Raw genomic sequence first — 12,212 nt, 5'->3', positions numbered from 1 at the left:
GGCTTAGAAGAACGTCCGGACGTACTCCGTGACCGTGCCGTCGGCCTCCACCACCGGGATCAGCGGCCACTTCTCGAAGATCGTGCACGGGTGGGACATGCCCAGCGCCACCCAGTCGCCGACCTGCACGTCCTCGGCGGAGTCCGTTTCCAGCCAGGCGTGCTGGTCGGAGAGCTTGAGGACGCGGATCCCCGTCGCCGGGCGCTCGGCGCCGGTGAGGGGGTCGCGGACCAGCTCCGCCTCGGGCAGCCCCAGGTCGTAGGCGATGTCCCGCTTGCCGGCGTTGACGAACGCCTGGGTGGGGGAGGGGCGGGAGACCACCTGCGCCCAGAGCCGGAAGGCGGGCCGCAGGCCGCCCTCCTCGGGGACCCGGTTGAAGGGGGTGAGGCGGGTGTACCAGCCGTGGTCGTGGGAGACGTACGCACCGGAGCGCAGCAACTTCAGGACCGGCCGCGAGAGCTCCGGCAGCTCGGCGAACACGTCGGCGACGGCGTCGAACCAGGCGGAGCCGCCCGCGCTGACGACGATCTCCCCGACCCCCTGGAACCGTCCCGCCTTGTCGAACTCGGCCGCCAGAGCGGTGAGCCGGCGCAGGTAGGCGTGCACGGAGTCCGGGTCGGCGCCGGGCACCTCCGCCTCGTACCCGGCGATGCCGACCAGGCGCAGGGTGTCCGTACCCGCCACCGCGTCGGCGACGGCCCGGCAGTCCTCGTCGGTGCGGGCCCCCGTGCGGGCGCCCTCCCCGGCGCCGAGCTCGACGACCACGTCGACCCGCTGGGGCTGCCCCTGGAGGGCCCGGTCCATGAGCTGGACCCCGCGCACGGAGTCCACGTAGCAGACGAACCGGAAATCGGGGTCCGCGGCGAGTTCGGCGGCCACCCAGCGCAGGGCGGCGGCGTCGACGAGCTCGTTGGCGAGGAAGATCCGCTGGATGCCGAACGCCCGGTAGACGCGCGCCTGGTGGGGCACGGCGGCGGTGATGCCCCAGGCCCCGTGCTCCAGCTGACGCCGGAACAGCTGCGGGGCCATGCAGGTCTTGCCGTGCGGGGCGAAGGCCAGGCCGTGCCGCTCGGCGTAGGTGCCGAGGGCGGCGAGGTTGTGGCTCAGCGCCTCGGCGTCGAGGGTGAGCACGGGCGTCGTGAACCCGCCGGTGTAGAGGCTCCGCCGCTGGGCGGTCAGCTCTCCCACGGTGAGGCCCGCCTGTCCGGCGTCCGGGGGGAGCCCCTTGAACCGGTGGTCCACCGGCTCCTGGGCGAGTGCCTGGACGGGGTCGCTGGGCATGTGTGTGTGCCTCCCGGGGTATTGCGGTTGTTGCGTACAGTGCAACAGTCGTTGCGTGCACCGCTGCATGCTGTCTAACATCCCGGGTGACGACGGGTCAACGGGGCAACGGGTCCGCGTCCCGGTCTCGGTCCCGGTTCCGTACGGAGGTAACGGCGTGAGCCAGTCGGTGGAGCGGGCGCTCCGGATCCTGCCTGCCCTGGCCAAGGGTCCCGCCGGGCTCGGCGAGGTCGCCGAAGTGCTCGACGTGCACAAGAGCACGGCCCTGCGGCTGCTGCGGACCCTCCAGGAGCACGGCTTCGTCTACCGGCAGGGCGACGGGCGCTACCGGCTCGGGGCCTCCCTCTTCGCACTGGCCGCCGAGTCCATCGAGAACCTCGACGTCCGCGACATCGCGCACCCGCACTTGCTGGAACTGAACCGCATCACCGGCCACACGGTGCACCTCGCCCTCCACCAGGACGACGAGGTCGTCTACGTGGACAAGGTCGACAGCCGCTACGCGGTCCGGATGTACTCGCGCATCGGCCGGCCCGTCCCCCTCACGGTCGCCGCCGTGGCCAAGCTGCTCATCGCCGACCTGCCGGAGCCTGAGCGCCGGGCCCTGGCCGCGCGCATCGAGTACCCGGCGTACACCCCCCGCTCCACCCCCGACGCCGCCGCGTACCTGCGCGAGCTGGACCTCGTACGCGCCCAGGGGTGGGCCACCGACATCGGCGGCCACGAGGAGTCCTTGAACTGCCTGGCCGCCCCCGTCCGCGGACCCGACGGCCGCGTGGTCGCCGCGATGTCCGTCTCCGCCCCCGGCGTGGTCCTCTCCGCCGTGAGGCTGCTCGAACTCCTCCCGCTCGTACGGCAGACCGCCGACGCCATCGGCCGCGAGTACTCAGGCTCGGGCCCCGTACAGGAACAGGAAGAACACAGGCCATGACCGACAAGATCGCGATCACCCCCGCCACCCACACCGACCCGCCCGCGAAGTTCTCGCACGGCGTCCGCAAGGGCAACATCCTCCAGGTCGCCGGCCAGGTCGGCTTCCTGCCGCACGTGGACGGGCAGGAGCCCACGCCGGCCGGACCCACCCTGCGCGAGCAGACCCTCCAGACGCTGGAGAACGTCCGCTCCGTACTGGAGGCGGGCGGCGCGACCTGGGACGACGTGATGATGCTGCGCGTCTACCTCACCGACACCACGCACTTCGAAGAGATGAACGAGATCTACAACGCCTACTTCGAGGAGCAGAACCTCAAGGAGGTCCCCTCCGCCCGCACCACGGTGTACGTGGGCCTCCCCGGCGACCTGCTGATCGAGATCGACGCGCTCGCGGTGCTCGGCTAGGACGGGCGGCCGGCGGGGGTTTTCGGGGCGCGTCTCACCGTGTGTGCAGCGTGGCGAGGACTTTCAACATTCTGTGTATCTTGATCGCCGTTCAAGTACACATCATGTGGGGGTAACTCTCTTGCGCAAGCTCTCCGTTATAGCCGCGGCCCTCGCCACGGGCACGCTCGCCGCCCTCGCCGTCACCCCGGCCCAGGCCGCCGAGTCCGGCTCCGCCCTGAAGGTCCGCGGAGTCCAGTACGACGCCCCCGGCTCGGACTCCAACAGCTGCACCACGGGCAACACCGCCGCGGAGTACCTGACGATCAAGAACTACTCCACGACGGCGACGGTCAACCTCAAGGGGTACGTCGTCAGGGACGCCGTCGGCAACAGCTTCACCTTCACCAACAACCACTACCTGCAGCCCGGTGACTTCGTGAAGCTCCGCGGCGGCAAGGGCACCGAGTCGGACGCGTCCAACGTGGCCTACCGCGGCAGCTGCAACTTCATCTGGAACAACGACCGCGACACGATCTACCTGAAGACCCCGTCCGGCGCGATCGCGGACTCCCACTCCTACACCAAGAGCGGGTCCGACGCCGACGGCAACGGGTACGTCACCTTCCACGGCTGACGGGCGCAGCCCGGCGGCGGGAGTCGGCGGCGGGATTCGGCAGCACCTGCCGCCAACTCCCGGCGCCGGTCCCGCGGTCCGGGGCCGGACGCCGAGCGCCCATTGGGTACCCTCACGGATGACTTCGGGGCGCCGGCGGGGGCCGGAACGCCGCTAGCAGGGATGGGTCCTCAATGAGCAGCGCACCTTCGGCAGGAATCTTCCAACCGCTCAAGGCCGACGACCCGGAGGTCGTGGGCGGCTACCGGCTCGCGGCGGTGCTCGGCGCGGGCGGCATGGGCAAGGTCTACCTCTCGTACACGCCGGGCGGCCGGCCCATCGCCATCAAGGTGATCCGGTCCGAGTTCGGCGAGGACCCGGAGTTCCGGCGGCGCTTCCAGCAGGAAGTGCGGTCTGCGGAGCGGGTCCAGGGGCTCTACACCGCCCCCGTCATCGACTCGGACACCGAGGGCGCCCAGCCCTGGCTGGCCACGGCCTACGTGCCCGGCCCCTCCCTCGCGCACGCCGTGGCCCACCACGGCGCACTGCCGCCGCGCAGCGTGCTGCTGCTGGCCGTCGGGGTCGCCGAGGCCCTGACCGTCATCCACGGCGCGGGCATCGTCCACCGCGACCTGAAGCCCGCCAACGTCCTCCTCGCCTCCGACGGCCCGCGCGTCATCGACTTCGGCATCGCCCGCGCGGCCGACACCACCGCCCTGACCAGCACGGGCGTCAGCATCGGCACCCCGGCGTTCATGGCGCCCGAACAGGCCTCGGCCGGCACGATCACCCCGGCCACCGACGTCTTCGCCCTCGGCCAGATCGCCGCCTTCGCGGCCATCGGGTCCTCCGTCTACGGCGACGGGCCCTCGCACGCGGTGCTCTACCGGATCGTGCACGAGGACCCCGAGCTCGGCGGGCTGCCCGAGGAGCTGCGGCCCCTGGTGACCCGTTGCCTCAGCCGCGACCCGGCCGACCGCCCGGCCCTGACCGAGGTCATCGCGCTGTGCAACGAGGCCGCGGGCGCCGAGCCGCTGCGCCAGGGTGAGGACTGGCTGCCCCGCGCGGTCGCCGGTTCCATCACCGAGCGGGTGCACCTGCTGCCCGCCCCGGCGCCCACCCCGCCGCCGCGGCCGGTCACGCCGATTCCGACCGAGGTCTCCGCGCAGCCTCCGGCGCCGAGCGCGCCGCCGGCCTCCGCCGCCGCGCCGACGCATGCCGCGCCGACGCAGGCCGCCCCGGCGCAGCCGGGCCCGCCGCGGCCCGCACCGGCGCAGCCAGGGCAGGCGACCGTGCCGACCGGCTACGGGACGCCGCAGCCGTACGCGCAGCCTCCGCGCCCGCAGCCTTCGTACGCGCAGCCCACGTACGCCCAGCCCACCTACTCCCAGCCCACCTACACGCAGCAGCAGCCCGGGTGGGGGCAGCCCACGTATCCGCCCGCCCCGACCAAGCCCAAGCGGACCGGGCTGATCGTCACCCTGTCCGTCGTGGGCGCGGTCATCGGACTGGCCGTCCTCGGGTCCCTGCTGCCGGACGGCGACAAGGGCGACAAGGGCGGTACGGACGGGGCGTCGGGCAGCAAGGCCGGCGGGGGGAGCTCCAGCGCCTCCCCGGGCGGCTCCCAGAAGCCCGTCGACCCGCAGCCGGTCTCGTACAAGGGCATCGACATCCCCGGGTCCCACCAGCTGCTGCTCGCCGACAATCCGCCGCGTCCGGCGGAGCCGAGCAGCGGGGGCGTGCGCTACGGGAAGGGCGACCTCTACTACTACCGGGACACGACCTTCGGCAACGACGAGTTCGGCACCGCGAACGGGAAGCTGGTCCTGCTGAACAACTCGGAGAAGGGCTCGCTGGACACCTGCCGCAAGGTGACCCGCTTCACCGAGAAGATCACCCTCGACCAGCTCACGAACGGATCCGAGGTCTGCGTCCTGAGCGACGCCGGACACATCGCGGTGGCGACCTACCGCGGCAAGTCGGGGGCGAAGGAGTCGAGCCAGTACATCACCGTCGACCTCACGATCTGGCGCAACGCCGAGGCGGCGAAGAAGGACTAGCCGGGACGGCACGCGCGAAGGGGCGCCCCCCTGGCGGTGGGGCGCCCCGGATCACGTGACGACGTGCACTACGGGCAGTACTGCGCCTCCTTGCCGATCGACCGGTACATGCAGTCCGCGTTCTCCAGGAGCTGCAGCACCGCGTCCTTGTTGCGCGCCGTCTCGCGGTCGATGACCTCGTCCGGCGGGTAGAAGCCGCCGCCGCTCGAGCCGGCCGGGTACATCTCGAAGGTGTAGCCGAAGATCTTCTGGTTGCCCCACAGCCAGTCGTCGATCGTCCCGTCGGTGATGTACAGGTCGCTCGACTGCTCCGGCGTGTAGCCGTTGCTGGCCGCCATGCTGGTGCCGATCTTCTTGAACACGGCCAGGTCGTCGGCGCTCAGCCCGGGTGCCGTGTCGTTGTACGTCCACCCGTACGGCCACAGCACGAGCTCGCTGTACGTGTGGAAGTCGATGGCGGCCGTGATCTGCTGCTTGCCGCCGATCACGCGGCTGCGCACGAAGTCGGAGACCGCCTTCACCTCGGGCGCCGACTCGGCGGCCGGGCCCCGGTAGGTCTCGGAGCTCTTGCTGCCGCTGGAGCCGCCGCAGCAGCCCCACTTGTAGTTCCAGTTGCGGTTCTCGTCCGTGCCGACGTAGGAGGAGCCGGCGTTGGGCTGCCGGTTCTTGCGCCAGGACCGGTACGAGCCGGTGGCGATGTCGTACTCGCCGCCGTCCGGGTTCAGGTCCGGGACGATCCAGATCTCGCGGCCGTTGACGGCGTTGGTGATCCGGGAGTCGGTGCCGTACTTGGAGCCGAACTCCTTGATCAGGTAGAGGGCCATCTCGACGGTCAGGTGCTCGCGGGCGTGCTGGTGCGCGGTGAAGAGCACCTCGGGCTCGGCCTCGTCGGTCGCGACGTTGTCGCTGATCTTGATCGCGACGAGGTCCCGGCCCTGGTAGGACTTTCCGATGACCCGCTTGCTGATGATCGAGGGGTACTGGGCGATGCGCTGGTCGATCTCCGCGCTCGCCTCGGCGTAGTTGTGGTAGAGCGCGTCCTTCGACGGGAAGTCGTTGATCCCGGCGGCGATGTCGCGCCCGTCGGAGCGGTCCGGGGGTCCGGGCAGCGCGGTCAGCTCGTAGCCGAGGGCGCGCAGCTTCCTGGCCTGCATCGTGTCGGCGCTGACGACGACCGAGTTGGTGTCCACCTCGTCGATGGAGGCGCCGGTACGGAGCAGGGCGGTGCGTTCGACGGCCGTGGCCGGGCCCTGGATCTCGTACTGGACGATCGACTCGTCCTGGGTGGCGGTCGACGGTGTGGGCGGAGGGGCTGCCGTCGCGCTCAGGCCGTAGGCGGGTGCGCCGAGCGCGAGCGCGAGAAGGGCCGCCGTGACGGCGGCCCTTCGGCGGTGGTGGAGCCGCATGCGTTTCTCCTGGGTGGGAGTGTGGGGGTAGCCGTGCGGACGCGCACAGCGTGCTCTCGTGGCATGTCCGGGTCAAGAACTCGAATCGGCCACCCCCACACACCTACCTGCTACGGCAGGCCGTGGACCTTGGGACCCACCGCGTTGGACCAAGCGCTACCCGCTTTGGCGTCCCAGTTGGTCGACCAGGTCATCGCGCCGCGCAGCCCCGGGTAGGTCTTCGAGGGCTTGAAGCTGCCGCAGCTCGTGCCCCTGGCCAGGCAGTCCAGAGCGTTGTTCACGATGGTCGGCGAGACGTAGCCGCTGCCCGCGCCGCTGGGGGAGGCCGGGACCCCGATGCCCACCTGCGAGGGGTCGAGCCCGCCCTCCAGCTGGATGCAGGCCAGCGCGGTGAGGAAGTCCACCGAGCCCTGGGAGTAGACCTTGCCGTCGCAGCCGAGCATCGCGCCGCTGTTGTAGTACTGCATGTTGACGACGGTGAGGATGTCCTTCACGGCGAGGGCCGTCTTGAAGTAGCCGCCCTGCGTCGACTGCATGTCGATGGTCTGCGGGGCCATGGTGAGGACGAGCGAGGGGCCGGCCTTCGCCGCCAGCGCCTTCAGCGCCTGGGTCATGTAGGTCGGGTTCAGGCCGTTCTCCAGGTCGATGTCGATCCCGGTGAAGCCGTACTCCTGCATCAGCGCGTACGCGGAGTTCGCGAGGTTGGTCGCGGACGCCGAGTCGTTGACCGAGATGGTGCCCTTCTCGCCGCCGATGGACAGGATGACGGACTTGCCGGCCGCCTTCTTGGCGGCGATGTCCGCCTTGAACTGGGGGACCGTGTAGCCGCCGAGGCCGGCCGAGTCGAGGTTGAAGGTGATGGCGCCGGGCGTGCTGGTGGCGTCGGCGAAGGAGACGGCGATGATGTCGTACTGCGCGGAGACGTCGGAGATCTTCTGGACGGTCGCGCCGTTGTTGAAGTTCTGCCAGTAGCCGGTCACCGCGTGCTTGGGCACCGACGGGTTCGGATTGCCGCCCCCGCCGCTCGTGGTGGTGCCGGGGACGGCCGCACCCTTCACGCCCTCGCCGGCCGCGTTGTACGCGCTCACCTGGAAGGAGTACGTGGTCGACGCGGCGAGCCCGGTGATCTGCGCGGAGGTGCCCGAGGTCACGGTCTGGACGCGGACGCCGTCCTGATACACGTAATACCCGGCGGCCCCGCTGACCGTGTTCCACGAAAGGGTGAGCCCGCTGGAGCTCTGGCCGGAAACGGAGCTGCCGGACGGCGCGCCGGGGATGGTCGGCCCCGGGTCGGTGCCGCCTCCGCCGTCGGGGCCGAAGACGCTGAACTCGTCGACCACGAAGCCGGGCTGGCCGTACCAGCCGTGGGTGTAGACGGTGACCTGGGTGGTGCTCGGGCCGGTGGTGAAGGTGGTGGACAGCTTCTGGAAGCCGCCGCCGGTGCCGGGGGTCCAGGTGGAGACGTCCTGCGTGCCGGTCCCGGTCGCGCCGAGGTACACGTACGAGCCGTTGACCTGCTGGCTGAGCGTGTAGGTCGAGCCGGGCTTGACGGTGACGACCTGGCTGCACCGGGCGTTGTCCTGGCCCGCCGGGGTGGCCTTGAGGGCGCCGGCCCCCGCGAAGACGGGGGAGGAGACGACGACGCCGCTGCCGGAGGTGCACGTCCAGTTGGCGAGGCCGGACTCGAAGCCGCCGTTGCGGACGACGTTGACGTCGGCGGCCTGGGCGGTGCCGGTGGCCAGGGCGGTGAGGCCGGCGGCGGCGAGGGTGACGGCGAGCGGGATGGCGAGGGAGCGTATGCGGTTCACGTGGGCTCCGGTGGGGGGAGGGGGGAAGTGAGAACGCGTCAGGAGGAGCTCTGGGGCAAGTGGGGTGCCCCGCAGCCAAGTTGGTCTAGTCCAATGTCCATGTCAAGACTGTTTGCAATATGGCTTGAACTGATCGACCTGCCCGCCGACTCGCGATCCTTGTTGTCCGGATTTTCCCGCCCCCCGTGACACGTGCCGGTGGCACGGGAATGTGCAAGGCCCTGCCCTGTCAGGAAGGACGTGGATATGGTGCTGGGGCAAGGGGGAAGGGTGTTGATCGTTTGCGGTCGCGCAGCATGCGCGCACCCGCCGCGGTCAGGGGAACGCCCGTGGATGACCGGGTGAACGGGGGGATGCGCGTGCCGATCGCCATTGCTGTCACCAGCGCCGATCTGGTGCTGCCGGCCCCGGACCGGCACACCCCGGCCGCCGCCGTACTGCCGCCGCCCGAGGAGCTCGACCTCGACGGCGCGCTCGCCCAGACGGCCGGCCTGCTGGAGCGCCACGGCCACCTGGTGGTCCTCGTGCCGTCCTGGCTCCGTGCCTCCGCCGTCCGCCGCCTGCACGCCGTCCGGGCCATCTTGGAATCCGACCGGATCGCCCTCGTCGACGTCGATCTCCCGCCGCTGGGCACCGCCCTGCTGGTGCGTCAGCTGCGCCAGCTCAGCGTCTGCGACTTCAGCCCCGGGGTCCTCGCCTCCGCCGCCCGGTTACTCGCGCACTACGTCTACGCGGGCGCGCTGCTCGGCTCGGTCTCCAAGCTGGACCGGGTGCCGGTCGGGCTGAAGGCGCACGCCAAGTCCTGGTCCCCGAACGCCCAGTTCGCCGTACTGGCCCATCCGACCCCGCACCTGGTCAAACTGGGCTCGGGCTCCGGGGGGACCCACGGCGGCGGCGCCACGCTCCCCCCGGGCCCCGACTTCGCCACCCACCTCACCTTCGCCCGCGGCCAGCTCACCTCCGACTGGGTGGCCTCCGACCTGGCCCCCGCCTGGCGGGTCCAGGGCGTCATGGAGAACCCGCTGCCCGCCGACTCGCCCGCCTGGTGGGCCACGCCGAAGCTGGTGGAGTTCGCGGCCGCCATCCCGGACCCCTCCGTGCTCTACCAGCTCGTCGCCTCGGTCCGCCGCGAGGAATGCCGCTGGTGCGGCTTCGAACTCATCGGCGACCGCTGCGGCTTCTGCGCCGCCCCGCTCCTCGCACCGGCCCCGCCGCCCTCCGGGGCGGCCGCGGGAACCTCCGCGGACCGGCTCCGCCCCAGATCCAGATCCAGACACTGACCGGCCCGAACGAATGAAGAACGGCGAGGTAAGACGGCCATGAACTCACGCCAGCGCCGCGGCGTCATCCTGCTGATCCTGTCGGTCCTGTGCGCCCTCGCCGCCTTCGGCGGAGTCCTCGTGGTGATGGGAGACGTCAACTCCAAGGTCGGCAACGAGGTCGTCGCCTACCGGGTGAAGGGCGACATAGCCCCGTACACCCCGCTGGCGGCCGGCCAGTTCGAGGAGGTCACGGTCCCCAAGCGGTGGCTGTCCGAGACCGCCGTCACCGACCTGGGCGTGCTCAAGGACAAGCTGGCGCTCACCTCCCTGAAGAAGGGCTCGCTGCTCCAGAACGACATGTTCGTCGACAAGCCGAAGCTCCAGGCCGGGGAGCAGGAGATCGCGATCATGATCGACGCCTCCACGGGCGTGGCCGGAAAGGTCACCCCCGGCGCCAAGGTCAACATCATCGGCACCTACAAGGGGAAGAAGCCGACCGACCCCGACCAGTCCGTGCTCATGGTGGCCAACGCCCGCGTCATCAACGTCGGCAAGCTCACCCCCATCGACAGCAAGGACGCCGACAAGAAGAGCCCCGTCGACGCCGTCCCGATCACCTTCGCCCTGTCCACCAAGGACACCCAGCGCGTCGCCTACGCCGAGTCCTTCGCGGTGCACGTACGCCTGGCCCTGGTGGCACCCGGCACCGACTCGGCGCCCAACCCGGGCGACCACTTCTACACCCTCGAAGGGGACCGGTGAGGTGCCGATGACCACCCGAATCCTCCCCGCGGTCGGCGACGCGGAGTCCGCCCGCGTCATCGCCACGCTGCTCAGCCAGCTCCCGGGCGCCGAGCCGGCCGCCCCCGTCCCCGACTCCACCTCCCTCCTCGACACCCTCGCCCGGCTCGCGAGCGATTCGATCGACGAACTGCCCGAGGTGGTCCTCGTACACGAGCGGATCGGTCCGCTCCCCGTCCTGGAGCTGATCCGCGAGGTCGCCCTGCGCTTCCCCGCGGTCGGCGTCGTCCTCCTCACCTCCGATGCGAGCCCCGCCCTCTTCTCCGCCGCCATGGACTCCGGCGCCCGCGGCCTGATCGGCCTGCCCCTCGCCTACGAGGAGCTCGCCGCCCGCGTCCAGGCCGCCTCCCAGTGGTCCGTGGGCGTACGCCGCCACCTGGGCCGGGGACCGGAACTGCCCAGCGGCCCGGGCGGCAAGGTGGTCACGGTCACCGGGGCCAAGGGTGGGGTCGGCACCACCTTCGCGGCCGTGCAGTTCGCACTGGCGGCGGTCGCGGCCGGGCGGCGTACGGCCCTGGTCGACCTGGACCTCCAGGCCGGCGACGTCGGCTCGTACCTCGACGTGCAGTTCCGCCGCTCCATCGCCGACCTCGCCGGCATCCAGGACATCTCCCCGCGGGTCCTGCAGGACGCGGTCTACGACGACCGCACCGGCCTCGCGCTGCTCCTGGCCCCGGCCGACGGCGAACGGGGCGAGGAGGTCGACGACCGGGCCGCCCGGCACGTGATCGCCGCCCTGCGCGCCCGCTACGAGCTGGTCGTCATCGACTGCGGCACCCAGGTGACCGGAGCCAACGCGGCGGCCGTGGAACTGGCGGACGTGGCCGTCCTGATCACCACCCCGGACGTGGTCGCGGTACGAGCGGCCAAGCGGATGGTCCGGATGTGGGAGCGGCTCCAGGTCAGGAAGGCGGAGGAGACCACCATGGTCGTCAACCGCTGGTCCAAGCAGACCGAGATCCAGCCCGCCCTGATCGAGAAGATCACCAAGACCCGGTCGGTACGCACCCCCGTGCCGGCCAACTTCAAGGAACTCCAGGCCGTCGTCGACGCGGGCCGCGTACAGGACCTCGACAACCGCTCGACGGTCAAGCAGGCCCTGTGGACGGTGGCGGGGGAGCTGGGACTGCTGACCGCCCCGGACGCTCCGGACGCCCCGGCGGCGGCCGAGCCCGGAGCGGCCCTGGCCGTACGGGGCTCCGGGCCGGTGGCGCGGCTGCGTGGCGACCGGGGCGCACTCGGATCGTGGACGCGGCGCGGGCGGGAGGGCTGAGGGGTGGCGGGTCGCAGACGGTTCCGGTGGCGGGAGCGCGGGGACGACGGGCAGCTCGTGATCGAGTTCGTCGGCATGCTGCCGTACATCCTGCTGGCCGTGGTGGCGGTCTGGGAGATGGTGCTGATCGGCTACGCCTTCTCCCTGGCCGGGAACGCGGCGGACGAGGCGGCGCGGGCCGGGGCGGTCCACGGAGCCGGCGCGTGCCAGGAGGCCGCGGGCGAGCACATCGGCAACGCCTGGACCATGCCCCCCGCGACCTGCACGGATTCGGGGAACCTCTACAAGGCCGAGGTCCGCCTCAACCTCCCCATCCTGTTCCCCGGGTTCAACATCGGCGTCCCCATCATCGGCACGGGCGGCTCTCCGAACGAGCAGGAGGACTGAG

General features: G+C 71.3%; 11 protein-coding genes. 8 read left to right on the top strand and 3 right to left on the bottom strand.

The genetic code is table 11. From position 1 onward, the window contains the following. Positions 1–3 precede the first annotated feature (3 nt). On the bottom strand, positions 4–1,281 hold the full coding sequence (locus ACE1OC_RS15375; RefSeq protein ID WP_407837505.1) for an amino acid deaminase: 1,278 nt from the start codon (positions 1,279–1,281) through the stop codon (positions 4–6). A 157-nt stretch (positions 1,282–1,438) separates the two neighbouring features. Here ACE1OC_RS15375 and ACE1OC_RS15370 point away from each other — a divergent pair, with 157 nt between their 5' ends. From ACE1OC_RS15370 to ACE1OC_RS15355, 4 genes are all read left to right on the top strand, one after another. Beyond that, positions 1,439–2,212, top strand: coding sequence for an IclR family transcriptional regulator (locus tag ACE1OC_RS15370; protein ID WP_407837504.1), 774 nt, complete (start codon positions 1,439–1,441; stop codon positions 2,210–2,212). Further along, positions 2,209–2,619, top strand: a complete 411-nt coding sequence (locus ACE1OC_RS15365) for a RidA family protein (protein WP_250742838.1) — start codon at positions 2,209–2,211, stop codon at positions 2,617–2,619. Before ACE1OC_RS15370 ends, ACE1OC_RS15365 begins: the two co-directional genes overlap by 4 nt. Before the next feature lie 121 nt (positions 2,620–2,740). After that, positions 2,741–3,235 (top strand): lamin tail domain-containing protein, encoded by a 495-nt coding sequence (locus tag ACE1OC_RS15360; protein ID WP_407837503.1) that lies wholly within the window; start codon positions 2,741–2,743, stop codon positions 3,233–3,235. A gap of 173 nt (positions 3,236–3,408) precedes the next feature. Beyond that, positions 3,409–5,274 carry a serine/threonine protein kinase gene (locus ACE1OC_RS15355; protein WP_407837502.1) on the top strand — a complete coding sequence of 622 codons (1,866 nt, stop codon included), beginning with the start codon at positions 3,409–3,411 and terminating at the stop codon, positions 5,272–5,274. A 68-nt stretch (positions 5,275–5,342) separates the two neighbouring features. On the opposite strand, the gene ACE1OC_RS15350 is transcribed toward ACE1OC_RS15355, so the two are convergent. Next, positions 5,343–6,680, bottom strand: coding sequence for a M14 family metallopeptidase (locus ACE1OC_RS15350; protein ID WP_407837501.1), 1,338 nt, complete (start codon positions 6,678–6,680; stop codon positions 5,343–5,345). 110 nt (positions 6,681–6,790) lie between these two features. Further along, the gene (locus ACE1OC_RS15345; protein ID WP_407837500.1) at positions 6,791–8,488 is read right to left on the bottom strand and encodes a chitinase; all 1,698 of its coding nucleotides are present in this window, start codon (positions 8,486–8,488) and stop codon (positions 6,791–6,793) included. Positions 8,489–8,841: 353 nt separating this feature from the next. On the opposite strand from ACE1OC_RS15345, the gene ACE1OC_RS15340 reads away from it, so the two are divergent. Genes ACE1OC_RS15340 through ACE1OC_RS15325 form a run of 4 tightly spaced genes read left to right on the top strand, consistent with a single transcriptional unit; the run spans position 8,842 to position 12,211 of the window. Further along, positions 8,842–9,768 (top strand): hypothetical protein, encoded by a 927-nt coding sequence (locus ACE1OC_RS15340; RefSeq protein WP_407837499.1) that lies wholly within the window; start codon positions 8,842–8,844, stop codon positions 9,766–9,768. A 39-nt stretch (positions 9,769–9,807) separates the two neighbouring features. Continuing rightward, positions 9,808–10,512 carry a Flp pilus assembly protein CpaB gene (cpaB, locus tag ACE1OC_RS15335; RefSeq protein ID WP_407837498.1) on the top strand — a complete coding sequence of 235 codons (705 nt, stop codon included), beginning with the start codon at positions 9,808–9,810 and terminating at the stop codon, positions 10,510–10,512. A gap of 7 nt (positions 10,513–10,519) precedes the next feature. Then, entirely contained in the window at positions 10,520–11,824 is a 1,305-nt protein-coding gene (locus tag ACE1OC_RS15330) for an AAA family ATPase (RefSeq protein WP_407837497.1), read from the top strand. Between the two features lie 3 nt (positions 11,825–11,827). Then, positions 11,828–12,211, top strand: a complete 384-nt coding sequence (locus ACE1OC_RS15325; protein ID WP_407837496.1) for a TadE/TadG family type IV pilus assembly protein — start codon at positions 11,828–11,830, stop codon at positions 12,209–12,211. Position 12,212 lies beyond the last annotated feature (1 nt).

Source organism: Streptomyces stoeckheimensis (genome assembly GCF_045822005.1).
In the GTDB taxonomy this organism is placed as follows: domain Bacteria; phylum Actinomycetota; class Actinomycetes; order Streptomycetales; family Streptomycetaceae; genus Streptomyces; species Streptomyces stoeckheimensis.
This window is presented reverse-complemented; position numbering and strand designations above follow the sequence as displayed.